The following is a 24241-nucleotide window of genomic DNA, read 5'->3' as shown; positions in this document are numbered from 1 at the left end:
GTGGTGACGTCGTGTCGGCGGTGGTTGGTGAGCCGTTCCTCGACACCCGGGCTTCGCGTGGGTTGGAGTTCCGGAATGCTGAGTGCCCGCGAGGTCGGTGAGATCGTCGCTCTGCTCGAAAAGATGGCGGAGCGCCACCCGGATCAAGAACTGAGCAGGTCGGCGCGGCGGCTGGCGACGGTCCTGTGGGCACGCAGTTCGCAGGCGGCGCTGCTGCAGGTCGCCCAGGAGAAAGAACGCAAGGCCGCTGAGGACCGAGACCGGGCGGCCGACGAGCGCGACCTTCATGCCGAGCGGCGGGACGCGGAGGCGGAGCAACGGGATTTCCAGGCCTCGGAGCTGGACCGGGCCGCCGATATCGGTGCGCAGCGGCTCCACGACCTGCTCCTGGCCGCCGCGCGACTCTATCAGGTGATGCCCCGGCGGGCCTCCGGCAACGGCTGGGGCGGGCCCGAGGCGGTGGCGCTGCGAGAGCAGGCGGAGCTGGACCGGGAGTTGGCCGTCACCGATCGGACCCAGTTCCGCTTGGCTCTGTCCGAGGCGCAGGCGGGGCGACGGGCGGCATTGCGTGACCGGTATTCCGCCGGTGCGGACCGCCGGGCCGCACGCAGGGATCGCAGGTTGGCGCAGGCTGACCGCAAGGCGGCGGCTGCCATGCGGGCCGACGGCCGGGAGGGCTCGGAGTGACTGCGGCGCAAGAACGCCTCTGACGTCAACAGTCGGGCATCTAGGGCGCGTTGGAGTCCTGGAGCCTGGAGTCGCCGGACCGGCATGTCCGGCGTGCGTGAGACGATCGGGGGACAGGCCACAGGGAGAGGGATTTCATGGGGGACAAGGGGCGGCTGCACGTCAGTGCCGAACTGGCGGGGGTGCTGGAGCGGATCGACGCGCTCGGCGGGATGCTCGATGAACGGGCCGATGCCGCCGAGGAGTTGGGGAGGCTGCCGGAGGACACGGCCCGGGCGCTGCTCGAGACGGGGATCGTACGGGCCGAGCTGCCGCTGAGCCTCGGTGGGTACGAGTTCGCGCCGCGGCAGCTGATCGAGACGGTGGAGCGGGCGAGCTACCACGACGCCTCGGCCGGGTGGACCATGTTCGCGCTGCAGATGGTGACCGGGACCACCGCGGCGTATCTCGCCGGGGACGCGGCGGCCGAACTCTTCCCGGACGTGCCGAACGGGAAGTACGCGCTGCTCGCCGGGCACGGCACGCGCCCCGGCCGGGCAGTCCCCGAGAAGGGCGGCTACCGGGTCAGCGGCCAGTGGCAGTTCGCCTCCGGCATGGCGCACGCCACCCACATCCACAGCGCGATCCAGGTCGAGGACACCGGTGAGCTGCGGGTCCTCGCGATGCCGAAGTCGAAGGTGGTCCTGGACGGCAACTGGGACGTACTCGGGCTGCGCGCGACGCACAGCATCGACTACCACTGCACCGATGTGTACGTACCGCACGAGTACACCTACGTGGCCACCACCGACACCCCGGTCAACGGCGGCGCCATCTACCGCATCGGCCTGGTCAACATGTCCGCGATCGGGCACACGGGCTGGGCCCTCGGCGTAGGCCGCCGACTCCTGGACGAGCTGAAGCGGATCGCCGCGGCGCGGACCGGTTCGCGGGGTGCCCCGGTCGACACCTCGCAGTTCCACGCCGAGTTCGCGACGGCGGAGGCGAGGCTGCGGGCGGCCAAGGCCTGGGTGAACGAAGTCTGGCAGGACATCGAACAGACCCTGGACCAGGGCGCGTTGCCGACCACGGAGCAGGACACGCTGATCCGTCTCGTCCTGAACCACACGACGTCGACCGTGCACGAGGTGGGCCGCACCGTGCACCGCTGGGCAGGCTCGGCGGCGATCCGACGCGGCCCGGTCGACCGCTTCTTGCGCGACCTCGGCACGGGCACGCAGCACATCACGTCGAACCCGGTCGTGCTCCAGAACTGCGGCAGGTGGCTGAGCGGCGCTCAGCCGGAGGCCCGGTGGAGTTTCCTCGACTTGACCTGACGATTCGGGGGAGGGGGCCGGAGCCGCTCGGGACTCACCCCGCCGGCCAGGACCCGCCGGTCAGGAGCCCGCCGGCCAGGACGAGACGGGTGAGCGGGCGGATGCAGCGCCTGACGGCTCTCCGTGGCAGACGCGAAAGGCGGCTGACGCCAGGTCGCCGCTGCGGGCGGTGGTACGGAACCGACCTCGGTACGGCGACAACGGGGCATCGGGCACGGCGAAGCGCCCGGTCGAGGACCGAACGGAACAGCCGGCCGGTCCGGCGGCCGTGACCGGGGGTGCCGACGACGAGGCCCAGCGTGTGTGCGGACTCGCGAGTCAGTACCTGGGCCGTGTGACCGCGGACCACCGCGTGGTGCGCGGCCACGGTCGGGTGAGCGACCTGGAGGCCCGCCACCGTCTCGGCCAGGATGCGACGGCACTCCCGCAGGGCCGCCCGCTCGTCCAGGACGCCGAGGAGCGGAGGGCGCCACACGTACAGGACCCGCAGCGCCGCACCGTGACGGGCGGCTGCCTCGAAGGCATGGTGGACGGCTGCCGCGGAATGGCGGCGGCCGTCCCAGCCGATGTCGGCGCCCACGACGAAGAACGGCCGCCGTCTGACGGAGTGGTCGGGGTCGGGCACGACCACCACGGGGCAGTGGGCGCGTGCGATGACCGGAAGCGCGACGTCGGCCGCGGTGAACCGTGCCTCCCGGCTCCCCGATGACAGTGGGCCGAGGACGACGGCCGCGGCCGTGCGGGTCTGGGCGCACAGCACCGGCACGGGCGCATCCGGCGTGAGCAACGTGGAGATCTCCAGGTGCGGGTGCCGGTTCCGCACGAAGGCGATCGCCTCGCGGAGCGTCTGTTCCGCGGAGTCAGGGAGGGCGCGGGTCCGTCCGCCGCCACGAAGACGCATGGGTGCCGACAGGCCTCTGCGGGCCGACTCGACGCGGGCGACGACCAGGCGGAGCGGCAGGTCGCGCCGCCGGGCCTCGTCGGCGCCCCATGCCAAGGCACCGCGGTGGCGGGCATCCGCGTCGACGCCGACCACGATGGGCGTGGGTGCGGTTGCGGGCTCGGTCGGGCGAGGAGCGCTCACCGGTCCAGCCCTGCGGCGTGATCGGGGACGTACGACTGGAGGTCACGTGGTGGCCGCTGGTACCCGGTGTTCGGCGGCCGGGGCGGAAGACTGAGTTCGGGGGGCGGGACATCGCGGTACGGGATGGTCGACAGCAGGTGGGCGATCATGTTCAGGCGTGCGCTGCGCTTGTCGTCGCTCTCGACGACGTACCAGGGTGCCTCCGGGATGTCGGTGTGGACGAACATCTCGTCCTTGGCCCGCGAGTACGCCTCCCACCGAGTGATCGACTCCAGGTCCATGGCAGAGAGCTTCCAGCGGCGGGTGGGGTCTTCGAGGCGGCGGCGGAATCGCTGCTCCTGCACCGTGTCGCTCACCGAGAACCAGTACTTGCGCAGCAGCACGCCGTCTTCGGTCAACAGCCGTTCGTAGAGGGGGCATTGGTGGAGGAAGCGCTGATGTTCGGCCTTGGTGCAGAAGCCCATGACGTGCTCGACACCCGCGCGGTTGTACCAGCTTCGGTCGAAGAGGACGATCTCGCCCGCGGCCGGGAGATGCTCCGTGTACCGCTGGAAATACCACTGGGTGCGCTCACGCTCGGTGGGCGCGGGCAGCGCGACGATGCGCGCGACACGGGGGTTGAGGTGTTCCGCCACGCGCTTGATGGTGCTGCCCTTGCCCGCCGCGTCGCGCCCCTCGAACACCACGACGAGGCGCGCGCCCTCGGCCCTCACCCACTCCTGGAGCTTCACGAGCTCCGTCTGCAGGCGGTACAGCTCGTGCTCGTAGGGACCCTTCTTCATGTCCGCGCACCGCCTTCGGACTCGAACTCCTCTGTCCCATGACGACATTACGGAGTAATCCGGGATGTGTCGCCTCCGGCGGGGAAGGGGCCGGTCAGCTGTGCGGAATGACCGCGACCGGACACTTGGCGCGGTGAATCGCCGAGTGCGCGGTAGGTCCGAGGCGTCCCCCGGCGGGTACTCGTCGGCCGACGACGAGCAGATCGGCCCGCGAGGCCGCATCGACCAGATGGTGCCCCGCAAGGCCGCGCACGAGCCGTTCGGTGACCCGGGTCCCGGGGAACTTGTGCCGCCAGGGAGTGAGTGCGGCCGAGAGAGTACGGGACTTCGCCGATGCGGGGTCCGTCGCGTCGGCGGTGGGCACCAGAGGAATGGTCCACGTGTGCATGACGCAGAGGGGCGCGTGACGGACGGCTGCCGTGCGGAAGGCGAACTCCAGCAGCTCGTCGCAGGGATGCTCCACGTCGAGGCCGAGCACGATCGGGCGTTCCGATGGGGCTGTGGGGCCCTCTCGTCCGCCGTCGGGGTGCTCGACTGCCCGCACCAGCACGACGGGGCAGACGGCCCGGGCGGCGACGGCCAGGGCCACCGATCCGACCAGGGCGCCGGTCAGCGCGCCGAAGCCGCGCGAGCCGACCACGAGCAGGGCCGAGGACTCGGCCGCCGACAACAGCGCTTGCACGGGAGGTCCGTTGACCGGCTCGTCGAGGATGCCGAGGGCGGGACAGGCGTCGGAGAGCCGCAGGACGGCGCGGTCGAGGGCGCCGCGCTCCCGGTCGAGCGGGACTTCGATCTCCGGCAGATGGGTTGGCTCGGCGGGCTGGTCATAGGCGTGGACGAGGTGCAGCGGCAGGTCGCGGAGCAGGGCTTCGCGAGCCGCCCAGTCGGCGGCGGCGAGGCTCTCGGGCGAGCCGTCGATGCCTGACGTGATGGTTCGCTGTGCGGGCATGGTGCGCACCTCCGCGGTGCGGTCGGCGAATCAGTCTTCGGGACTTCTTCCGCGTACGGGAGCCCACCCCCCGACCCCGCCGCGTCGGCGCGGCGGCACTCCGTGCGATGGGGCCACGTCCACGGTGACACCGCCTTCGGGCGGGCCCCTGGAGGGGCTCTGCTTCGGACCGTTCCACAGAGGAGGCCGCCCGGGGGAGAGGCGAACGGGCCCCGCTGGGGGACATTCGGCCCCTACCGGGGCTGCTGCGGCCTCCGCACAGTGGCAGCACGGCCCGACGGACGACATCGTGCGGCACCGGAGTGCTGCTGCGCGTGGCTGAGTGGGGTGGCCGCCTGGGAGCGCACACCACGTGGGGTCGGCCGGCCCTCGGAGGACCCTGCACGGACGGCACGCACTGCGTGGACTGCACGGACTGCACGGACTGCACGGACTGCACGGACTGCGCGGAGGAGGAGAGGCAGACATGAAGCACAGCAAGATCGGTTCCGTGATGACCGGTGACGTCGTCAGCGTCCGGTACGGCACACCGTTCAAGGAGGTGGCACGGCTCCTGTCCGAGTACCGCATCAGCGGTCTGCCCGTGATCGACGCCGAAGACAAGGTGGTCGGGGTGATCTCCGAGACGGATCTGCTCGTCCGCGAGGTCGAGGCACCCGACCCGTACCGCAGGCGGCGCCGCCTCAGGATGCCTCGGATGACCGCCGCCGCGCGCAGGGGCCGGTCCAAGGCCACGGCACGGACGGCGGGCCGGCTGATGTCCACGCCGCCCGTCTGTGTGCACGCGGACAACACCATCGCCGAAGGCGCCCGCCGCATGGCCCGGGACAGGGTCGAGCGGCTGCCCGTCGTCGACGACGAGGAACGCCTGGTCGGCATCGTCACCCGGCGCGACCTGCTCCAGGTCTTTCTGCGCCCGGACGACGACATCCGCCACGAGGTGATCGAGGAGGTCCTGGTGCGCACCTTGTGGCTGGCACCCGGGGCCGTCACCATCAGCGTGCACAACGGCGTCGTGACCCTCGACGGACGCCTGGAGCGCCGCAGCGAGGTATCCGTCGCGCTGCACATGGCGCGTGAGGTCGACGGAGTCGTCGCCGTCGTGAACAAGCTGAGCCACCGCCTGGACGACTCCCACCTCCAGCCGACCGACCAGGCTCTGCGGGGCGTGGCCGACGACTGGCTGCGCAAGCTGTGAGAAGGGACAGATCGCCATGACCATCAAGGTGCTCGTCGCCTACGCGACGAAGAACGGGTCCACGGCCGAGATCGCCCGCACCATCACGGAAGTCCTGCGCAAGGAGGGCCTGGAACCCGGCATGCGGCAGATCTCCGCGGCCGGGAACGTCCAGTCGTACGACGCGGTCGTGCTCGGCAGCCCGATCTACGGGGGCCGCTGGCACAGGGACGCCCGCCGGTTCGTCGGCCACCACGCCCAGTCGCTGGCGAAGCGGCCGGTGTGGCTCTTCAGCAGTGGGCCCCTCGACCCGTCGGCGAGCGAGCGCGACATCCCGCCGGTCCCCTTCGTCCGCCGCATCCTCATCCGCATCAACGCCAAGGAGCACATCACCTTCGGCGGCTGCCTCCGGGAAGGCGCGAGGGGCCGCGTTGCCCGCATGATCATCAAGTCCGGCAAGGGGGGTGACTTCCGCGACTTCGAGCAGATCACCGCCTGGGCGCAGGGCATCGGCGCCCGGTTGCGGGACGAGTTCGCGTTACGGGACGGACGCTGATGTCATGGTGGACCGGCAGTCGCCCCTGAGCCCCGACTCAGCTCCGCTCTGGGGCTTTTGACGTAGTGACAGGGTCCGTGCCCGGCCGGACCATCGGACCATGCCAGGGCGCGCCCCGAAGTCGGCCGCCTGGAGGGAACATGCCAGGCGGTTCGCCCTGCCCGTGCTCTTCGCCCTGTGCGTGGGTACGGCCGTCTCGTTCGGGGCCGGACTGGACGTGCCGGAGGCCGGCACCCTTGTCCTGACGCTCGCGGCGGTGGTCATCTCACTGGTGGCTCTCCAGGCCGGCCACGAGTCCGGGCGGCGGAGCGGCTCGCTCACGGCTGCGGCCGAGTACCTGCGGGCCGAGGCGCTCGAGCGCTGCCGGAAGCAGGAACGGGAAGGGCTGCGGCAGTTGGGCGAGCGCCGCCTGAGGGTGTCGTGGACCGCGCCGGACCCGGAGGACGACAGGCTTCGGGACGACCTCTTCGACGAGTGGAGCAAGCTTGTCGCGAGGGCGCTGTCACCGGACTGGCGGCATGCCGACCGCACGGGCTCGTCGGAATGGGCGTCCGGCCCCGAGCAACTGGCCGGCTCCGACGACGACCCGGTCGGCGTTCTCGACCGCGTACCCACCCGCAGACTGGTGTTCCTCGGGGAGGCGGGTGCGGGCAAGACGACCCTCATGATCCGCCTGGTGCTGGCCTTGCTGGAGCGCTGGGAGGCGGGTCGGCCCGTGCCGGTACTGGTCCCGCTCGCCTCGTGGGACCCGACCAGCACCGGGGGCCTGAAGGCGTGGCTGGAAGGCTTTCTCACCGACACGTACAAGCAACTCGGCGAACCCGCACCGCACCCGCACCCGGCCAGATGCAGCAAGGCCGAGGCGCTGCTCAGGGAGGCTCTCGTCCTGCCTGTGCTGGACGGGTTGGACGAGATCCCCGAGGCGGTGCGCGGACTGGCTGTGAGCCAGATCAACAAGATCCTGCGCCCGGGGATGGGCCTGGTCCTCACCAGCCGCATCGACCCGTACGTGCGGATGGTGCGCCCCGGCGCCAGGCGGCCAGTGGTGAAGCTGAGCGAAGCGGCGGGTGTGGTCCTCCGTGCATCGGAGGCGGCGGATGTCGAGAGGTATCTCAAGGAGGGGGCCGGTGCGAGGCATGCGGAGCCCCGCTGGGAGCCCGTTGCCTCCGCACTCCGCGTCGGCGCACCGCTGAGCAGGGCACTGCGCAACCCGCTGATCGCCAATATCGCGGACCGTGTGTACAACGCCCCACCCGGCCTGGACTCCTGGGACCAACCACTGAAGGACCCGGCCGAGTTGACCGACACCGCCCGCTTTCCCACCAGGGCGGCAATCGAGCGGTACCTGCTGGACGCCTTCGTCCCGGCCGCCTACGGGACACCTGCCCCTGACCGACGCGCGTGGGGCGAGCGCCGACGAGCCCGCAGGGCCGAGAGGGCACTGCGATTCCTCGCCCTGCACCTGGAACGCCACCTCGGCGACGGTCGCAGCATCGCCTGGTGGGAGCTGCGCGCCGCGGTGCCCATGCCCCTGCTCGCGGCGGCCGCCGGGCTTGTGGTCGCCGGGGCCGCAGCGGCTGCCGGGGCCCTTGTGGCGGTCCTTGCCTACGGCGTGGCCCCACACGGACCCGGCCCGGGCCAATCCGGGCTCGTAGGGGACAGCGCCCTCGGGCTGAGGTTCTTCTCGACAAAGCGGGTTTGGATCATCGCTGGCGGGGCGGGGCTCTGCGCGGCACTCATGATCTGGATCTACGGGCGGCAGAATCCGGTACGCGGTTGGCGAGTATGGGAGTACGGGTACAGAGGGATTGTGCGGCTGTGGGTGGGTGTCGTGTTCGCGGGCGCACTGTCAGCGGACGCGCCGTTCCACCGTGCTGTTCAGGCCGCCCTCTACGTGGCACTCGTCTGCCTGTTCCTGGTCCCGGCCGCACCGGTCGCTCCGGCGGCAGGAGGAGATCCCCGAGAGCTCCTGCGCCGTGACCGGCGCACGTTCTCGGTCACAGCTGTCGTCGTCGGTATGACTGCGGGTGCGGCGGCCGGCATGAACGCCGCCTCCCAGACCGAGGCTCAACTGGGGCTGGCCGTAGGGGTGTTCGCGGGAACGGGCGCGGGTCTGGTGGCGGGGTGCGGCAATTCCGCCTGGGTGCCGTACACCCTCGCGCACTGCTGGCTGGTGCTCAGGCGCCGCCTCCCGTGGCGGCTCATGGCCCTGCTTGAGGAGGCCCACAAGCGGGAGGTGCTCCGTCGGGAGGGCACGGTCTATCAGTTCCGTCACCTCAAGCTCCAGCACCGGCTTGCCGAGCAACAGCCCGGCGTGCGCAGCAGCGCGCCGGGCAGGACCGGCAACCGACAGCTGCGACGGTCGCCGCAACGGGGCAGCATTCCGGCAAGAGCCGTCTCCTGGTATCGCCTCCGGTCCGCCATCGCCGGGCGCCGGTTGGCCGTCGTCTGGTGGCGGGCATGCGCGCGTATCGCCCCGGCCGCCTGCACCTTCCGACTTGGCTACGCCTTGCAGGAACTCGGGATTCGGTCAGGGAGCGCGAACCGTGAGAGTGAGGCGCTGGGCGTGCTGAGCGAGGCCCTCCGTGTGCTGCGTCAAGGCGGGTACGACGACACCGCTGAGGTGGCGGGAGCGCTCGTCAACATCGGTGACATGCTGCACCGGCTCGGCCGTGTCGAGGAAGCTCTGCCGCATACCGAGAAGGCCATACGCATGCATCGGCGCTGGGAGGCTCGTGGAACCTGCTCAAACGGTCCCTCAGCCGTCGCCCTCGCGTTTGTCCTCGCCATTTTTGCCAATCAGTTGGCCGAGGCCGGACGTGGCGAGGAAGCCCTGGCCGCCGCGGGAGAAGCCGAAAGCAGAATCAAGCAGCTGACTCCCGAGCAACAGCGGCGCCACGAGCTGTATTTCGCTCGCATGCTGCTGGACCACAGCCACCACCTGTGGGAGGCAGGGGATTTTGAGCAGGCACGGGACAAGGCTCTGGAGGCGGACGGGATCTACCGGCGGCTCGCCGAGCGGAATCCCCGTACGTACGAACCCCGGCGGGCCGAGTCCCTCACGGAGTTGAGCGAGCGACTCTGGTCAGTGGCGTCCGACGAGCAGGCGATAGACGCGATGGAGCAGGCAGAGGAAATCTACCGACGGCTCGCCGGGCGTGATCCCCTCACCTACGAGCCCGGCCATGCCGACTGCCTCACCAGGCTGGGACACCAGCTCTCGCAACTGGACCAGCGCACGGCCGCCTTCGTCGTCACCGGTGAAGCAGTCGAGATCTACCGGCGGCTCTCCCGGTCCGACCCCGGCCACCATGAGCCCGATCTCGCCCGGGCCCTGACCACCTACGCCGCCGCCCGGCTGCATGCCCGGGCCGAACTGGAGGAGGCGGCAGCCGGCATCGCCGATGCCATCGGCATCCTGCGACGGCTGGACATCGAGACCGCCGGTGGATACGAGGAGGAACTCGCCGATGCGCGAGAAACCGCCGCGCGTCTGTCCGAGTCGCTGGGGCACTGAGCGGAGGTGGCCGTTCCACTTGGCGGCGACCGCTGCGGCTTCGCGAACGGCATCGTGCCCTGGTCGGCCACCGGCGAAGGACCATCGACCCCTGCCTCCGTCCTACCGGTCGAGATCACCGGGCGCATGATCCGGGAGCGTTCCTTCGGCGGCGGATGACCGGGTCTGTCAGGAGCCGAAGGACTCGTCGGCAGCGGTGAGCAGGACTCCGGCGATCAGATCGGGGTGGATGCGGACGGCGTAGTCCATGCACTGCCGCACCCAGGGACGCAGCATCGCCCGGTACCGGGCGAGATCGCGCGGGTCGGTCACCAGGTGGGCGTAGCCGGTGACGACGACGCTCCAGCCGAGATGGGTGACAGGGTCGATGGTGTCGGCCTCGTACGCGACGACGACCCCACTGCCGTCGGCCTGGCGGGTGTGCGAGGTCAAGGCCGCTCCCTCGTGGGTGCGGATGACGATGTCGCCCGCGTCCAGGACATGATTGACCGGGCGGATCGTCGGCAGCGCCTGTCGGGTGAAGGCGACCCTTCCCAGGGATACGGTGCCAAGGAGCCGCAGGGCTTCAGAGGGGGCCAGCTCCACGCTCTGACGTGGTGCGGCCGGGGGCGGGTGTGTGTTGTCGACGGTCATGACGGACTTCCGTGGGGATGAACGGACCGGAACGGCATCTTCGGCCTCCGCCCTGCTGGAAGACCGGCCGCTGTGGACACATCGATGCAACGCCGGTTGATCCCCGAAGGCCAGGGGCCATTCGGCCCTGGCCTTCCGGCCCCCGTGCGAGAAGGATTCGGAGCGGAAGCCGACAAGCGCCCATGACCGGAGAGCAGCGTGGGCCGCAGAGCGGGGAGCATCTGATGATGGACAGCGAGCAGGCCGCCCCTGACCGCCCCGTCCGGGTCTTTCTGCTGGACGATCACGAGGTGGTGCGGCGCGGGGTGCGCGACTTGCTGGACGACGAGCCGGACCTCACCGTCGTCGGTGAGGCCGCCACGGCGGAGCAGGCCCTGGTGCGGGTGCCCGCGCTCCGTCCCCAGGTGGCGGTCCTCGACGTCCGGCTGCAGGACGGCGACGGCGTGACCGTGTGCCGGGAGCTGCGTTCGCGGATGCCGGACCTGGCCTGCCTGATGCTGACCTCGTTCGACGACGAGGAAGCACTGCTGGACTCGATCATGGCCGGCGCGTCGGGGTACGTGCTGAAGCAGATCCAGGGTTCGGACCTGGTGTCGGCGGTCCGCACGGTGGCCCGGGGCCAGTCATTGCTCGACCCCAGCGCCACCACCAAACTGATGGCCCGGCTCCGCCATGAGCAGCGACCGGCGGCGGAGCCGAACGCGTTGCCGGGCCTGACCGACCGGGAGCGGGCGATCCTGGACCTGATCGGCGAGGGGCTCACCAACCGGCAGATCGGCCAACGGCTCTATCTGTCCGAGAAGACGGTCAAGAACCACATCTCCCGTCTCCTTGCCAAGCTCGGCGTCGAGCGCCGCATCCAGGCCGCCGTCATCGCCACCCAGGCCCAGGACAGGCTCCGGCAGGACGGCCAATAGCGCGCGCTGCAGGGGCAGTCGGGGACGGTCCCACACCTCGACGAATACGCCGCAGCCCGCCTCCCACGCGGCTGAGCGTCGCCCGCGGGCCGACCCCGGCCACTGCGACCTCATCCCGTACCGCCCGCCGTGCGGGACCGTTACCGTGGCACATGACCGCCATGGTGGACAGTCGGCGTCGCGAGGCGATCGGGAGGGACACGGGTGGGAGGCTCCGCGGCCGGAGAGGCCCGGGTACGGCTGCCGCAGCTGAGGCTGGACGAGTTGTTGGACGAGCTGCAGGCCCGCCTTGACGCTGCCCGTGGCACTCGCGACCGGGTGCACAGCCTTCTCGAGGCGGTGCTCTCAGTGGGCCGCGAGCTGGACCTCGCGCAGGTGCTGCGCGGCATCGTCGAGGCCGCCGCGGTGCTGGTCGACGCGGAGTACGCCGCCCTCGGGGTGATCGGCCCGGACGGCAGGCGGCTTTCCGAGTTCCTCACGGTGGGCATGAGTGACGAGAAGATCGCCGAGATCGGCCCGTTCCCGGAGGGCCACGGCATCCTGGGCGAGCTGATCAGCCACCCCGAGCCCCTGAGGCTGCCGAAGATCTCCGAGCACCCGTCCTCGTACGGCTTCCCGCCGCACCACCCGCCGATGAACTCCTTCCTCGGCGTCCCGATCAGGGTGCGTGACCAGGTCTTCGGCAATCTGTATCTGACCGAGAAGCGGGGCGGAGCGCAGTTCGACGAGGAGGACGAGTCGGTGCTCGCCACATTGGCCGTGGCGGCGGGTGTGGCCATCGACAACGCCCGTCTGTACGAGGAGTCGAGGCTGCGGGAGCGTTGGCTGCAGGCGAGCGCGGAGATCACGCACAGCCTGATGTCCGGCAGCGCCCGCAGTGAGGTCCTCGGGCTGATCGCCGAACGGGCCCGGCAGATCACCGGCGCGGCCTTGGCCGTCGTCGCGGTGCCGATGAAGGGCACCGACTCGCTCACGGTGGAACTGGCCATCGGGCAGGCGGCGGAGGCGCACCGCGGGCTGGTGCTGCCTGTCGAGGGCAGCCTGATCGGTGAGGCCTTCTCCGGCGGCGTTCTCGTGTCGACCCCGGACATCTCCCACGACGAGCGGGTCTCGTCCGATCCGCCGCGCTTCACCGGCCTCGGCCCGGCCGTGGCCGTCCCCATCGGTTCCGGCGACGGCGTACGAGGTGTCGTCCTGCTGGTCAGGGAAGCGAACCGGACGGTGTTCTCCGGGAAGGAGACGGAGCCGCTGCAGGGCTTCGCCGCGCAGGCCGCGATCGCGATGGAACTGGCGGAACGCCGACAGGACGCCGAGCAGATCGCCGTGCTGCAGGACCGTGACCGGATCGCCCGGGACCTGCACGACCTGGCGATCCAGCGGCTGTTCGCCACCGGCATGACGCTGCAGAGCGCGGGCCGCTTCGTCCAGCACACGGAGGCGAGGGAGCGGGTGCTGCGGGCGGTGGACGACCTGGACGAGACGATCAAGATCATCAGGTCGACGATCTTCGGTCTGCGCTCCCACGATCAAGCCGCCGGGCCGGGCCTGCGGGCGCGGGTCGTGCGGGTGGTCGGCGAGGCCGCGCCGGTCCTTGGGTTCGCCCCCGGCCTGCGCATGGAGGGACTGCTGGACACCCACGTACCGAAGGAGACCGGTGATCATGTGGTGGCCGTCCTCTCCGAGGCCCTGACCAACATCGCCCGGCACGCGGACGCCGGTCGTGCCGAGGTCGAACTCGAGACCGATGGCCGGGAACTGCGGCTGACGGTGTCGGACAACGGTGTGGGCATCCCCGCCGGCGGTCGCCGCAGTGGCCTGCGCAACATGGCGGAGCGGGCCGAACGGCTCGGCGGCTCCCTGGAGCTGGGCGACACGTCCGGCGGCGGAACGACGTTGGTGTGGCGGGTGCAGGTTGCGGAGCGATAGGGCGCCGTTCGGAGCCGGGCCGGCGGAGCAGCAGTCGTACGACGCCTGCCGCGTGTACGGACGCGCGGCCCCAGGCAACCGAATCGGCCCGCCCCGCACGAGAGCCCAACGGAACCCGTGAGGGGGCCACTCGGCCCATGCCTTTCGCGGGTTCGTGGCCGACCCTGAAGGCAGGCGTCGCACGGCGGCGGCAACGGCCGCCGGCGGACGGCGCACGAGGAGGCAGAGCCATGACCACCGCGACAACGCCCCGCGTGACCAAGACGCTCTCCGCCGAACATCGCGGCAGCCTGATGGCCGTCGCGCGCGAGGTGAGCTTCCCGCAGGGCCTCCGCCTGTTCAACGAGGGAGGACGGGCCGACCGCTTCTGGATCATCAGGTCCGGCAGCGTCGCCCTCGACCTGCGGGTGCCCGGACGGCGCCCGGCCGTCATCGAGACACTCGGCTCCGGAGACCTCGTCGGCTGGTCCTGGCTGTTCGCACCCCACGTATGGCAGCTGGGCGCGGACACCGAGACCCCGGTGCGAGCCTGGGAGTTCGACGCCGAGACCGTTCGTGAGCTGTGCCGGGCCGACCCCGCGATGGGAGCGGCGGTGGCGCGCTGGATCGGCAAGGTGCTCGCCCACCGACTGGCCGCCGCCCGCACCCGTCTGCTCGACCTGTACGCCCCCTACGGCAGCGGCCGGCCGGCGTGAATCGTGCTCGATCCCTCCGGGGACCGTCCCTGACCAGCACGGGAGGACACCATGCACGGCGCCCCGCACCTCGTGGGTGATGTGATGACCCTCCAGCCGTGGAACATCAGCGCCCTGCCCGTCCTGGAGGAAGACAACCGTGTGGTCGGCGTGGTGTCGGAGGCGGATCTGCTGCCCAAGGAGGAGTTCCGCGACGGCGACCCGGACGACCTGCTGCCGCTCAACGGGACGACTTCACCGGCATCCTCAGGGCCATGGACGGGCTGCCGGTGACGATCCGGCTCATCGACCCACCCCTGCCGACCCACCCCTGCACGAGTTCCTTCCGGATCGCACGGATCGCCTCCGCCTGGCGACTGCCGCCCATTCCGACGCGTACGACCGTGAACTGCTCGACGCCGTCGAGCCGATGCACGGGCAGCGCCGACTTCTTCTCCTTCGGCACGAACGATCTCACCCAGACGACCTGGGGCCTGTCCCGCGACGACGCGGAGGCCCCCTTCTTCCCGCTGTACCTGGAGAAGGGCATCTTCGGGGCATCACCCTTCGGCACCACCGACCAGGAGGGCGTCGGCAGGCTGGTGGAACTCGCCGTCGAGGCCGGGCGCACCGCCAACCCCGGTATGGAGACCGGCGTGTGCGGCGAGCACGAGGCGGCTCGCGATGGTGCGGCGGTTGGGCGGCGACAGCAGGTGAGAGGGCCGGGAAATGAGCGTGCAGAAGCCCTTGCTCCCTTGAGACCTGACGGCTAGTCATATAGCTAATCGAAACAAGGGCTCCGCCACCCCGGTTCAACCCCCTGGAGGGCACGTGAAGTTCTCCGTCATATTCGAGGCCCAGCTCGCCGACCCCACCGTCGAGCGCGAGCACCAACTCATCCGTGACAGCGTCGAACAGGCCGTACTCGCCGAAGAGATGGGGTTCGACCGCATCTGGGCGGTCGAGCACCACTCCCTGAAGTGGTACGCCCACATGAGCGCCCCGGAGATCTTCCTGACCTGGGTCGCCGCGCGCACCAGCACCATCCGGATCGGACACGGCGTGGTCTGCATGCCGTTCAACTTCAACCATCCGGCCCGCGTCGCCGAGCGCGCCGCCATGCTCGACCTGCTCTCCGGCGGGCGGCTCGACCTCGGCGCGGGGCGCGGCGGCACCTTGCAGGAGACCTCGCTCTGCGGTGTCGACAAGGAACGTACGACGCAGGAGGTCGAGGAGGCGCTGCGGATCATCGGGAAGGCCTGGGAGAGCGAGGAGCTGGAGTACCACGGGGAGTTGATCGACATCGATCCGCACCCGATCCTGCCGCGCCCGAAGCAGACCCCGCACCCGCCCCTCTTCCTCGCCTGCAGCAGGACCGAGACCCTCACCCAGGCCGCCGAACTCGGCATCGGCGCACTGGTGATGGGCTTCGCCGGGCCCGATTCCATCGCCGAGATGCGTACCGCGTACGACGCCGCGATCGCCGCCCGCACCGACGCGCGCTTCGTGTCGAGCGCCGTCAACGACCACTTCTCCGTGCTCTGTCCGACCATCGTGCTCGACGACCGCGAGGCCGCGCGCAGCGTCGGCATCCGCGGGCAGCGGTTCTTCGCGCAGTCCATCGGGCACTGGTACGGCGGCGCCGGGATCCCGGACGAGGCCGTCGTCGAGGGGGCCGACGAGGCCGCCGCCATGCGTGAGGCCGCCGAGCAGGTCGTCGCGCGGCTGCACGAGCACAGCATTCCGGTACGGCCGACCGCCACGGCCACCTTCAACGCCGATCACGCCTATGGGACCGCCGACGACGCCATCGCGTACGTGGAGCGGCTCCGCGACGCCGGGGCCGACGAGATCATGTGCCTCGTCCAGATGGGCACCGTCCCGCAGGAGGCCTGCATGGAGACGCTGCGGCAGTGGGGCGAGAAGGTCATCCCGTACTTCCGGGCGCAGGAGGAGGGCTGAGCGCGTGACCGTCGAGAGCGATCGCCTGGCCCCCGAGGCGCGGCCCCTCGTCGCGGCCCTCAGCGCCGCCTTCCCCGACCTCGGGGGCGCCGTCACCGACGCGGCCGAGGCCCGCCGCGCCCTCGCCGCCAAGCCCGCGAAGGACGCGCCCGCCGTGGGAACGGTCGAGGACCGGCTCATCCCCGGTCCCGCCGACGCCCCCGACCTGCCCGTACGCGTCTACCGCCCCGAGGGCGCGCGGCACGCCCGCCCCACCGTCGTCTTCTTCCACGGCGGCGGCTACACCATCTGCGGCCTCGACAGCCACGACGCGACGGCGCGCACGCTCTGCGCGCGGTCCGGCGCGGTCGTCGTCTCCGTGGACTACCGGCTCGCCCCCGAGTCCCGCTTCCCCGCCGCCGCCGAGGACGCGTACGCGGCGCTGTGCTGGGCCGCCGCCGAGGCCGCGGCCGGCGGGCTCGGCGGTGATCCGGGTGCGGTGGTGACCGCGGGGGACAGCAGCGGGGGCGGACTCGCCACCGCCGTGACGCTGATGGCCCGGGACCGCTCGGGCCCGGCCGTCGCGCTGCAGGTGCTGATCTACCCGATGCTCGACGCGGGGTGCGACACCGGGTCGTACACGTCGAACGCGACCGGCTACTTCCTCACCGCGGCGCACCTGCGCTGGTTCTGGCGGCAGTACCTCGGCCCGGACGGCGACGGCGGGCATCCCTACGCCTCGCCCCTGCGGGCCGACGTCACGGGGCTGCCGCCCGCGCACGTCGTCACGGCGGGCTGCGATCCGCTGTGCGACGAGGGCAGGGCGTACGCGGCACGGCTGCGCGCGGCGGGGGTCGTGGTGACCGAGGGGCACCACCCCCGGATGTTCCACGGCTTCGTGGGCTTCCCGCGGCTGCTCGGGGACGCGGCGGCGGCCGTGGCGGATGTGGCAGAAGCGGTCGCCCATACGGTGTCGGACAGGAAAAACAGCGGTGAAGGCGGGGGTGCCGCAGGATAATTTCCGGAGCCTCCCCTTGTGGTGGAGAACCTCGCACGCATACGGTGTCCATACGCGAGGTTCTCCCGTGGAGGTTGACAAGTGACGGAAATTCTTGTGCAGAAGGCGACGGAGGGGACTGTTCCTCCCGCGAGTGGGGGTGCCCCCACAGGAAGGGTTGTGGAGCACCCGGCTTGGCCGATGCTCAAGGACACCGTGGAGGAGATCCGGCCCTGGCAGTCCGCCGACGGCTCGATCGACCTCGACGCGGAGGGCGCCCCCGCCCGGTCCGTGGCCGAGCTCGCGGTCGACCGCGCGATATCCGCGATCGAGCAGCTCGCCCCGCTGCTGCCGCACGACGCCGCGTACCACGAGGCGCTCGTCGCGGACCTGCGGCGCTGGGCCGACGGCGGCTTCGAGGTGCCCGACTTCCTGGACTCGCTGCTCGCCTTCCAGCCCGCGGCGCACCGCGAGGACGGCCTGCAGCACCTCGTGGTCTTCCCGATGTACACGCAGAACGGCAACCCGGACCGCAACTTCGAGGCGGTCGTGCTGCGCATGGTGTGGCCTGAGTGGCTCGCCGACCTCGAGCGCACGCGCTACGACAACCCGCTGTTCTGCGGCATCACCTTCGAGGACTTCACCGCCGGGTACGACACGAACTCGGCCGTCCTGTTCCCCGAGACCATCGCCGTGCGCGAGGCCCCCGAGCGCTTCTCCTGGGGCGGCATCTTCTGTGACCGCGAGGCGGCCCGCTTCCGCCGCGTCACGGAGGCCTCCGTCGACATCCTCGGCCTCGAACTGCCCGACGACATCCGCGCGATGATCGGCGACCAGGACCGCTGCGAGCAGGCGTTCGTGCTGTGGGACATGGTCCACGACCGCACCCACAGCCACGGCGACCTGCCGTTCGACCCCTTCATGATCAAGCAGCGCCAGCCGTTCTGGATGTACGGCCTGGAGGAGCTGCGCTGCGACCTCACCGCCTTCAAGGAGGCCGTGAAGCTGGAGGCCGAGGGCGTCCCGCAGGCGCGTGACGTGCAGTACGCGGTCCTCTTCGACCGGATGTTCCGCTTCCCGGTCACCGGCGACCGCGTCAAGAACTACGACGGGCTCGGCGGCCAGCTGCTCTTCGCGTACCTGCACAAGCACGACGTCGTCCGCTGGACGGACAACAAGCTCAAGATCGACTGGGTGCGCGCCCCGCAGGTCACCAACCAGCTCTGCGCCGAGATCGAGGAGCTGTACCGCGCGGGCATCGACCGCCCCAAGCTCGTCCACTGGTTCGCCGCGTACGACCTGGTCTCGCAGTACCTCGCGCCGCACCCCGGCTCGCGCTGGGCCAAGGGCCCGGACGCCCTGGACACCTCGCTGCCGCCGCGCAAACTGGTCGACGAGGTGCTTCCCGACGAGTTTCCGCTCAGCATGTTCTATGAGGCGCTCTCCAAGAAGCTCAAGAACGTGATCGCCTCCACCAAGGGGATCACCGCGGCAGACGCCGAGCAGGTCGCCGCATGAGCGACCGCACCAAGGAGGCGAGGACGATGTCCGCACTCGATGGAGCCGTGGTCGCGGTCGCCGGAGCAGCGGGTCCGGCGGGCCGGGCAACGCTGCTGAGGCTGGCCGAGGCCGGTGCCACCGTCGTGGCGTCCGACGCCGACGCCGCACGCCTCGCGGAGGCCGTGGACGCCGCCCGGTACGCGCACGGCGGGGCCACCGTCGTCGGTGACACGGTCGACCTCCTCGACCTGGACGCGACCCGCGCGTGGGCCGAGCGCACGGAGAAGGAGTTCGGGCGGATCGACGGCGTGGTCCACCTCGTCGGCGGCTGGCGCGGCAGCAAGACGTTCACCGACGTGGACCTCGCCGACTGGGATCTCCTGGAGAAGCTCCTGATCCGCACCGTCCAGCACACCTCGCTCGCCTTCCACGACGGCCTGCTGCGCAGCGACAGGGGTCGCTACGTGCTGATCAGCCAGTCCGGCGCGCACAAGCCGGTGGCCAACAACGCCGCGTACAACGCGGGCAAGGCGGCGGCCGAGGCGTGGACGCTGGCCATGGCCGACTCCTTCCGCAAGGCGGGGGGCGAGGACGGCCCGACCGCGGCGGCTGCGATCCTGGTGATCAAGGCACTGGTGCACGACGCGATGCGCGCCGAGCGTCCCAATGCGAAGTTCGCGGGCTTCACCGACGTCAGGGAGCTGGCCGAGGCCATCGCCGGAGTCTGGGAGCGGCCCGCCGGTGAAGTGAACGGAAACCGCCTGTGGCTGACCGAGAAGCCGTGACCGCTCGCGACAAGGACGCCGTGAACCCTCCGAAGACCGACGCGCGCCGCCACCACGACCCGGACGTGCGGGGCTTCGCGAGCGACAACTACGCGGGCGCCCACCCGGAGGTGCTCGCAGCCATCGCCCTCGCCAACGGCGGTCACCAGATCGCGTACGGCGAGGACGACTACACCGCCAACCTCCAGCAGGTGATCCGCGGGCACTTCGGCCCCACCGCCGAGGCGTTCCCGGTGTTCAACGGCACGGGCGCCAACGTCGTCGCGCTCCAGGCGGTCACCGACCGCTGGGGCGCGGTGATCTGCGCCGAGTCAGCGCACATCAACGTGGACGAGGGCGGCGCCCCCGAGCGCATGGCCGGCATCAAGCTGCTCACGGTGCCCACGCCCGACGGCAAGCTCACCCCCGAGCTGATCGACAAGCAGGCGTTCGGCTGGGACGACGAGCACCGGGCGATGCCGCAGGTCGTCTCGATCGCGCAGAACACCGAACTGGGCACGCTCTACACGCCCGACGAGATCCGCGCGATCTGCGACCACGCGCACAAGCTCGGCATGAAGGTGCACCTGGACGGCTCGCGGATAGCCAACGCGGCGGCCGCGCTCGACGTCCCCATGCGGACGTTCACGAACGCGGTCGGCGTGGACATCCTGTCCCTGGGCGGCACGAAGAACGGCGCGCTCTTCGGCGAGGCCGTCGTCGTGATCAACCAGGACGCCGTCAGCCACATGAAGCACCTGCGCAAGCTGTCCATGCAGCTCGCCTCCAAGATGCGCTTCGTCTCCGTGCAGTTGGAGGCGCTGCTCGCCAAGGACCTGTGGCTGCGCAACGCCCGGCACGCCAACGAGATGGCCCAGCGCCTCGCCGAGGGGGTGCGCGCCGTCCACGGCGTGGAGATCCTCTACCCGGTGCAGGCCAACGCGGTCTTCGCGCGCCTTCCGCACGACGTGAGCGAGCGGCTGCAGAAGCAGTACCGCTTCTACTTCTGGGACGAGGCGGCCGGCGACGTCCGCTGGATGTGCGCGTTCGACACCCGCGAGGAGGACGTCGACGGGTTCGTCGCGGCGCTCAAGGAGGAGATGGCGCGCTAGTCTCCGCCGTCCACAGTTCTGCATAGATATGCGATCGACCGTAAAAGCATTGACTGACGGTCGGTCGCATTTCTATGCTCCCGGATCATGCAGCTGATCCAGGAAACCCCTGACCTGTCCGCGTACTTGGCCGCCGACGAGGTCATCGACCATCACCACCCGCTCGTCCGTGAGACGGCGGCGCGCCTCGCCGCCGACTCCGCCGATTCATACGCATACGCCCGCGCCGCCTTCGAATTCGTGCGCGACACCATCCCGCACTCCGCCGACAGCGGCGATCTCCGCGTGACCTGGCGCGCCTCCGACGTCCTCGCGCGGGGCACCGGCATCTGCCACGCCAAGTCCCACGCGCTCGCCGCGCTGCTGCGCGCCGAGGACATCCCCGCCGCACTCTGCTATCAGCGCCTGACGCACGACGCGGGCACGGGCCATGTCCTGCACGGCCTCGTCGCCGTCCGCTTCCAGGGGGCCTGGCACCGGCAGGACCCCCGGGGGAACAAGGCCGGTGTCGACGCGCAGTTCTCGCTCGGCGCCGAGCGGCTCGCGTGGGTGCCGGACGTAGAGTCCAGTGAGATGGACTATCCAGTACTCTATGCTGTACCGCATGCGGCGGTGCTCAGTACCCTGCGGGAGGCCCCGGACCGGCCGTACCTGTGGGAGCACCTGCCCGACGCGCTCTGAACCGCCGTACCCCGAACGCAAGGCAGACGATGAGCTTCCAGATCACCGTGACCGACGAAGTGCGCGCCCTCGCGCCCGACTTCACCCACGTCGCCATCGAGGCGTACGGACTCGTCAACGGGCCGAGCACCGAGGCGACCTCGGCGCTCCTCGACGACGCCGCGCACCGCCTCGCGCAGCGACTCGACGGCCGCGCCCCGCACGAGGACCCGCACATGACGGCCTGGCGCGCCGCCTACACGGCCTTCGGCGCGAAGCCGTCCCGGACCCGCAACTCCGCCGAGGCGCTCGCCAAGCGGGCCCTCGCGGACGGCGGGCTGCCCCGGATCAACACCCTGGTGGACGTCTACAACGCGATCAGCGTCGCCCGTCTCATCCCGGTCGGCGGCGAGGACCTGGACCACGTCAAGGGCGGCATGCGCCTGCTGCGGGCCTCCGGCGCCGAGGACTTCGTGACGATGGCCGCGGGGGAGCAGTCGGTCGAGCACCCCGACGCGGGCGAGGTCGTCTGGTGTGACGACGCGGGCGTCACCTGCCGCCGCTGGAACTGGCGCCAGGGCCCGCGCACCCGCCTCACCGAGGAGTCGGTCAACGCCATCTTCCTGCTGGAGGGCATGGGCCCGGACTCCGGAGCCGAGGCGGCAGGCGCCGAACTGGCCGAACTGCTCGAGAAGTTCAGCCCCGGCGCGCGACTGACCGTGCACGCGCCGGAGTAATCGATTCAGCTCGCCTCGGCGGCCTTCACCTCGGCGGGAGTCGGCGCGGTGCCGCCGAGGTGCGCCGGCATCCACCAGGTGTCGTCCGGACCCTTGGGCCGTACGGGATAGGCGCGCTGGGCGGCTTCGAGCAGCTCCTGGCAGCGCTCGCGAAGACGCCGCGTGATCGCGCCCGCGTACTGGTCCTTGGGCGCCTCGACCGGCTCGCCGACCCGGATCGTGATCGGGATGTGGCTGCGCTTGAAATTGCGCGGGTGGCCCTTGGTCCACAGCCGCTGCGTGCCCCACAGGGCCATCGGGATCAGCGGGACCCCGGCCTCCTGCGCCATGCGCGCCGCACCCGACTTGAACGACTTCAGCGTGAACGACTGCGAGATCGTCGCCTCGGGGAAGACCCCGACGATCTCCCCGGCGCGCAGCGACGCGAGCGCGTGCTGGTACGCCTCCTCGCCCTGCTTGCGGTCCACGGGGATGTGCTTCATGCCGCGCATCAGCGGGCCGGAGATCTTGTGCCGGAACACCGACTCCTTGGCCATGAAGCGCACGAGCCGCTTCTGCGGCAGCGCGGCCAGACCGTCGAAGATGAAGTCCAGGTAGCTGATGTGGTTGCTGACGAGCACCGCGCCGCCGGACCGAGGGATGTTCTCCGAGCCCTTGCAGTCGATCTTCAGGTCCCATGCCTTGAACAGGGTTTTCGCGGCACCGATGACCGGAGTGTAGACAAGCTCTGCCATGGGTGGGGAGGGCCCTTCGTTTCTGCCTGGGGAGGGGGCTCCCGGCGGGAAGTTACGCAGCCGTAGGTTTTTCGGCGTTGCGCAGATCGTGCCCCAAGAACGGGCGGCTGGCCAGCCTTGGTGCCTCCTGGTGGGGAGATTCTCATCACGTCGGGGAATCTTTCCCGGTGTTACCGCGCTGAAGTCGGGGACGGTCGATTCATGCGGAGGGGCGGGAGGCTCAGGTGCGCGTACGCGACGCCGGAGGGTGGCCGGAAGTCGGCCGGCTGGGGGAGCGGGCCACGCTCGTGCAGTTCTCCAGCGCCTTCTGCCAGCCCTGCCGGGCCACCCGCAGAGTGCTCGCCGAAGTGGCCGCCATGGTCCCCGGCGTACGGCACGTGGAGATCGACGCCGAGGCGGAACTGGATCTCGTACGCGAACTGCGCATCGCCAAGACGCCGACGGTGCTGGTGCTCGACGCCGAGGGACAGATCGTGCTGCGGGCGGCGGGACAGCCGCGCAAGGCCGATGTGATCGCCGCGCTCGGCAAGGCCGTGTGACAGGTGAGCCAGGGATTCCGGAGACTTTCACATCGCGGAACGGACTTGACTGTACGCGTCACCTTTCGTCAGCCTGCTGCCATGCCCCCGGAGCTCCTTCTCTATGAGCGCGTCCACGTGGACCTCGCACGTCATGCCAGTGCGTGCTGTCCGAGCTGCTGAGCAGCCACGGACCCGCTCGTACCTCCTGCAGAAGGACAACTCCATGACGGCCACGCCCGATCTCCGCACCCCCCAGATCGCCTCGCCCGAGCTGCTGCGCTCCGTCTTCCGCCGGCACGCCGCGGGCGTCGCGGTGATCACCGCCCAGGGCCCCGCCGGCCCGGTCGGCTTCACCGCGACCTCGCTCGTCTCCGTCTCCGCCGAACCGCCGATGCTCTCGTTCGGCATCGGTACGGGTGCCTCCAGCTGGCCCGCGATCTCCGAGGCCGAGCACGTCGGCGTCCACATACTCGGCGAGCACCAGCTGGAACTCGCCACGACGTTCGCCCGCAGCGGCGCCGACCGGTTCGGTGCGCCCACCCGCTGGTACGAAGGCCCCGAAGGCGTCCCCGTGCTCGACGGAACGCAGGCCTGGCTGGTCTGCCGGATCGCCGCGCGGGTCCCCGCGGGCGACCATCGGATCGTCCTCGCGGAAGCCGTCGTGGGAGACCCCGGAGGGGCGGGCCGGCCGCTGCTGTACCACCAGGGGCGCTTCAACGCGCTGCGCGACTGAGAGTTCCTGAATGTCCTTCTCTGCGCCCGATTGCAGGGCGTTGGGAAGGTCACAGTTCAAAGCGCTTGCTTAGTGGGAACGTACTGGGTGTACTGACGAGTAATATTTCGGTCGGAGCGCGGGCCGCCCCGATCGGGATCCGCCGCTTCAGGCGCCTATGCTGCCTGCAAGAAGGCAGTGGCCAGAGCTAGGCAGCAGCCCAGTAGAGACGATGCAGTAGGAGAGTCGGCGTGAGCTTGAGGATCGTTGTCACCGTGAAGTACGTGCCCGACGCCACGGGCGACCGGCACTTCGCCGATGACCTGACCGTCGACCGTGATGACG

25 protein-coding genes and 2 pseudogenes are annotated in these 24241 nt (G+C 70.7%); 22 read left to right on the top strand and 5 right to left on the bottom strand.

Annotated features, from left to right (window positions below):
• The first annotated feature begins 75 nt into the window (after positions 1-75).
• Both ACIBKX_RS34140 and ACIBKX_RS34135 read left to right on the top strand, forming a co-directional pair.
• Complete coding sequence (locus ACIBKX_RS34140) at positions 76-687, top strand: hypothetical protein (protein WP_363274442.1); 612 nt, start codon at positions 76-78, stop codon at positions 685-687.
• Between the two features lie 137 nt (positions 688-824).
• Positions 825-2003 carry an acyl-CoA dehydrogenase family protein gene (locus ACIBKX_RS34135; protein ID WP_363274441.1) on the top strand — a complete coding sequence of 393 codons (1179 nt, stop codon included), beginning with the start codon at positions 825-827 and terminating at the stop codon, positions 2001-2003.
• Positions 2004-2037: 34 nt separating this feature from the next.
• On the opposite strand, the gene ACIBKX_RS34130 is transcribed toward ACIBKX_RS34135, so the two are convergent.
• The 3 genes from ACIBKX_RS34130 to ACIBKX_RS34120 form a co-directional block, all read right to left on the bottom strand.
• Positions 2038-3087 (bottom strand): universal stress protein, encoded by a 1050-nt coding sequence (locus ACIBKX_RS34130; RefSeq protein WP_363274440.1) that lies wholly within the window; start codon positions 3085-3087, stop codon positions 2038-2040.
• The gene (gene ppk2 / locus ACIBKX_RS34125; protein WP_363274439.1) at positions 3084-3869 is read right to left on the bottom strand and encodes a polyphosphate kinase 2; all 786 of its coding nucleotides are present in this window, start codon (positions 3867-3869) and stop codon (positions 3084-3086) included. Before ppk2 ends, ACIBKX_RS34130 begins: the two co-directional genes overlap by 4 nt.
• 94 nt (positions 3870-3963) lie before the next feature.
• Positions 3964-4818, bottom strand: a complete 855-nt coding sequence (locus tag ACIBKX_RS34120; RefSeq protein ID WP_363274438.1) for a universal stress protein — start codon at positions 4816-4818, stop codon at positions 3964-3966.
• Between the two features lie 466 nt (positions 4819-5284).
• On the opposite strand from ACIBKX_RS34120, the gene ACIBKX_RS34115 reads away from it, so the two are divergent.
• The 4 genes from ACIBKX_RS34115 to ACIBKX_RS34100 all read left to right on the top strand — a co-directional run bounded on the left by ACIBKX_RS34115 (position 5285) and on the right by ACIBKX_RS34100 (position 10227).
• Positions 5285-6016 (top strand): CBS domain-containing protein, encoded by a 732-nt coding sequence (locus ACIBKX_RS34115; RefSeq protein ID WP_363274437.1) that lies wholly within the window; start codon positions 5285-5287, stop codon positions 6014-6016.
• A 16-nt stretch (positions 6017-6032) separates the two neighbouring features.
• A complete protein-coding gene (locus ACIBKX_RS34110) occupies positions 6033-6551 on the top strand; it encodes a flavodoxin domain-containing protein (RefSeq protein ID WP_363274436.1) in 519 nt (172 codons plus the stop codon).
• 100 nt (positions 6552-6651) lie between these two features.
• Positions 6652-10068: an NACHT domain-containing protein gene (locus tag ACIBKX_RS34105; RefSeq protein WP_363274435.1), complete on the top strand. Its 3417-nt coding sequence runs from the start codon at positions 6652-6654 to the stop codon at positions 10066-10068.
• Between the two features lie 6 nt (positions 10069-10074).
• Positions 10075-10227, top strand: a complete 153-nt coding sequence (locus ACIBKX_RS34100; RefSeq protein ID WP_363274434.1) for a hypothetical protein — start codon at positions 10075-10077, stop codon at positions 10225-10227.
• Positions 10228-10236: 9 nt separating this feature from the next.
• Here ACIBKX_RS34100 and ACIBKX_RS34095 read toward each other — a convergent pair whose 3' ends face one another.
• Positions 10237-10701, bottom strand: coding sequence for a pyridoxamine 5'-phosphate oxidase family protein (locus ACIBKX_RS34095; RefSeq protein ID WP_363274433.1), 465 nt, complete (start codon positions 10699-10701; stop codon positions 10237-10239).
• A 224-nt stretch (positions 10702-10925) separates the two neighbouring features.
• Here ACIBKX_RS34095 and ACIBKX_RS34090 point away from each other — a divergent pair, with 224 nt between their 5' ends.
• The 12 genes and pseudogenes from ACIBKX_RS34090 to ACIBKX_RS34035 all read left to right on the top strand — a co-directional run bounded on the left by ACIBKX_RS34090 (position 10926) and on the right by ACIBKX_RS34035 (position 21929).
• Positions 10926-11618, top strand: a complete 693-nt coding sequence (locus ACIBKX_RS34090) for a response regulator transcription factor (protein WP_363274566.1) — start codon at positions 10926-10928, stop codon at positions 11616-11618.
• Between the two features lie 204 nt (positions 11619-11822).
• The gene (locus ACIBKX_RS34085; RefSeq protein WP_363274432.1) at positions 11823-13544 is read left to right on the top strand and encodes a GAF domain-containing protein; all 1722 of its coding nucleotides are present in this window, start codon (positions 11823-11825) and stop codon (positions 13542-13544) included.
• 230 nt (positions 13545-13774) lie between these two features.
• Positions 13775-14239 (top strand): cyclic nucleotide-binding domain-containing protein, encoded by a 465-nt coding sequence (locus ACIBKX_RS34080; RefSeq protein ID WP_363274430.1) that lies wholly within the window; start codon positions 13775-13777, stop codon positions 14237-14239.
• A gap of 51 nt (positions 14240-14290) precedes the next feature.
• On the top strand, positions 14291-14512 hold the full coding sequence (locus tag ACIBKX_RS34075; protein ID WP_399376841.1) for a CBS domain-containing protein: 222 nt from the start codon (positions 14291-14293) through the stop codon (positions 14510-14512).
• Positions 14461-14889: pseudogene (locus ACIBKX_RS34070) on the top strand (putative PEP-binding protein); the annotation flags it as partial. The gene ACIBKX_RS34075 and the pseudogene ACIBKX_RS34070, both read left to right, overlap by 52 nt.
• A 160-nt stretch (positions 14890-15049) precedes the next feature.
• Positions 15050-16180 (top strand): LLM class flavin-dependent oxidoreductase, encoded by a 1131-nt coding sequence (locus tag ACIBKX_RS34065; RefSeq protein ID WP_363274429.1) that lies wholly within the window; start codon positions 15050-15052, stop codon positions 16178-16180.
• A gap of 4 nt (positions 16181-16184) precedes the next feature.
• Positions 16185-17177, top strand: a complete 993-nt coding sequence (locus ACIBKX_RS34060) for an alpha/beta hydrolase (protein ID WP_363274427.1) — start codon at positions 16185-16187, stop codon at positions 17175-17177.
• Between the two features lie 81 nt (positions 17178-17258).
• Entirely contained in the window at positions 17259-18674 is a 1416-nt protein-coding gene (locus ACIBKX_RS34055; protein WP_363274426.1) for a DUF6421 family protein, read from the top strand.
• Entirely contained in the window at positions 18671-19441 is a 771-nt protein-coding gene (locus ACIBKX_RS34050) for an SDR family oxidoreductase (RefSeq protein ID WP_363274425.1), read from the top strand. Before ACIBKX_RS34055 ends, ACIBKX_RS34050 begins: the two co-directional genes overlap by 4 nt.
• A gap of 20 nt (positions 19442-19461) precedes the next feature.
• Positions 19462-20532, top strand: a complete 1071-nt coding sequence (locus ACIBKX_RS34045) for a low specificity L-threonine aldolase (RefSeq protein WP_363274565.1) — start codon at positions 19462-19464, stop codon at positions 20530-20532.
• 87 nt (positions 20533-20619) lie between these two features.
• Entirely contained in the window at positions 20620-21213 is a 594-nt protein-coding gene (locus ACIBKX_RS34040) for a transglutaminase family protein (RefSeq protein WP_363274424.1), read from the top strand.
• Between the two features lie 29 nt (positions 21214-21242).
• Positions 21243-21929: a phenylalanine--tRNA ligase beta subunit-related protein gene (locus ACIBKX_RS34035; RefSeq protein ID WP_363274423.1), complete on the top strand. Its 687-nt coding sequence runs from the start codon at positions 21243-21245 to the stop codon at positions 21927-21929.
• Between the two features lie 5 nt (positions 21930-21934).
• Here ACIBKX_RS34035 and ACIBKX_RS34030 read toward each other — a convergent pair whose 3' ends face one another.
• Positions 21935-22663: a lysophospholipid acyltransferase family protein gene (locus ACIBKX_RS34030; protein WP_363274422.1), complete on the bottom strand. Its 729-nt coding sequence runs from the start codon at positions 22661-22663 to the stop codon at positions 21935-21937.
• Positions 22664-22860: 197 nt separating this feature from the next.
• Here ACIBKX_RS34030 and ACIBKX_RS34025 point away from each other — a divergent pair, with 197 nt between their 5' ends.
• The 4 genes and pseudogenes from ACIBKX_RS34025 to ACIBKX_RS34010 all read left to right on the top strand — a co-directional run.
• Entirely contained in the window at positions 22861-23202 is a 342-nt protein-coding gene (locus tag ACIBKX_RS34025; protein WP_399376933.1) for a TlpA family protein disulfide reductase, read from the top strand.
• An 81-nt stretch (positions 23203-23283) separates the two neighbouring features.
• Complete coding sequence (locus ACIBKX_RS34020) at positions 23284-23364, top strand: putative leader peptide (protein WP_363274564.1); 81 nt, start codon at positions 23284-23286, stop codon at positions 23362-23364.
• A gap of 43 nt (positions 23365-23407) precedes the next feature.
• Positions 23408-23917, top strand: coding sequence for a flavin reductase family protein (locus tag ACIBKX_RS34015; RefSeq protein ID WP_363274420.1), 510 nt, complete (start codon positions 23408-23410; stop codon positions 23915-23917).
• A 230-nt stretch (positions 23918-24147) separates the two neighbouring features.
• Positions 24148-24241, top strand: a pseudogene (locus ACIBKX_RS34010) (electron transfer flavoprotein subunit beta); the annotation flags it as partial.

The sequence above is a fragment of the Streptomyces sp. NPDC050658 genome (genome assembly GCF_044457025.1).
Classification (GTDB): domain Bacteria; phylum Actinomycetota; class Actinomycetes; order Streptomycetales; family Streptomycetaceae; genus Streptomyces.
This window is presented reverse-complemented; position numbering and strand designations above follow the sequence as displayed.

Bases quoted from the DNA above. Each gene is read 5' to 3' on its own strand.
- ACIBKX_RS34030 (WP_363274422.1), bottom strand. From the start codon at position 22,663: ATGGCAGAGCTTGTCTACACTCCGGTCATCGGTGCCGCGAAAACCCTG.
- ACIBKX_RS34120 (WP_363274438.1), bottom strand. From the start codon at position 4,818: ATGCCCGCACAGCGAACCATCACGTCAGGCATCGACGGCTCGCCCGAG.
- ACIBKX_RS34135 (WP_363274441.1), top strand. From the start codon at position 825: ATGGGGGACAAGGGGCGGCTGCACGTCAGTGCCGAACTGGCGGGGGTG.
- ACIBKX_RS34080 (WP_363274430.1), top strand. From the start codon at position 13,775: ATGACCACCGCGACAACGCCCCGCGTGACCAAGACGCTCTCCGCCGAA.
- ppk2 (WP_363274439.1), bottom strand. From the start codon at position 3,869: ATGAAGAAGGGTCCCTACGAGCACGAGCTGTACCGCCTGCAGACGGAG.
- ACIBKX_RS34095 (WP_363274433.1), bottom strand. From the start codon at position 10,701: ATGACCGTCGACAACACACACCCGCCCCCGGCCGCACCACGTCAGAGC.
- ACIBKX_RS34020 (WP_363274564.1), top strand. From the start codon at position 23,284: ATGCCCCCGGAGCTCCTTCTCTATGAGCGCGTCCACGTGGACCTCGCA.
- ACIBKX_RS34105 (WP_363274435.1), top strand. From the start codon at position 6,652: ATGCCAGGGCGCGCCCCGAAGTCGGCCGCCTGGAGGGAACATGCCAGG.
- ACIBKX_RS34090 (WP_363274566.1), top strand. From the start codon at position 10,926: ATGATGGACAGCGAGCAGGCCGCCCCTGACCGCCCCGTCCGGGTCTTT.
- ACIBKX_RS34110 (WP_363274436.1), top strand. From the start codon at position 6,033: ATGACCATCAAGGTGCTCGTCGCCTACGCGACGAAGAACGGGTCCACG.
- ACIBKX_RS34040 (WP_363274424.1), top strand. From the start codon at position 20,620: ATGCAGCTGATCCAGGAAACCCCTGACCTGTCCGCGTACTTGGCCGCC.
- ACIBKX_RS34140 (WP_363274442.1), top strand. From the start codon at position 76: ATGCTGAGTGCCCGCGAGGTCGGTGAGATCGTCGCTCTGCTCGAAAAG.
- ACIBKX_RS34075 (WP_399376841.1), top strand. From the start codon at position 14,291: ATGCACGGCGCCCCGCACCTCGTGGGTGATGTGATGACCCTCCAGCCG.
- ACIBKX_RS34015 (WP_363274420.1), top strand. From the start codon at position 23,408: ATGACGGCCACGCCCGATCTCCGCACCCCCCAGATCGCCTCGCCCGAG.
- ACIBKX_RS34115 (WP_363274437.1), top strand. From the start codon at position 5,285: ATGAAGCACAGCAAGATCGGTTCCGTGATGACCGGTGACGTCGTCAGC.
- ACIBKX_RS34050 (WP_363274425.1), top strand. From the start codon at position 18,671: ATGAGCGACCGCACCAAGGAGGCGAGGACGATGTCCGCACTCGATGGA.
- ACIBKX_RS34035 (WP_363274423.1), top strand. From the start codon at position 21,243: ATGAGCTTCCAGATCACCGTGACCGACGAAGTGCGCGCCCTCGCGCCC.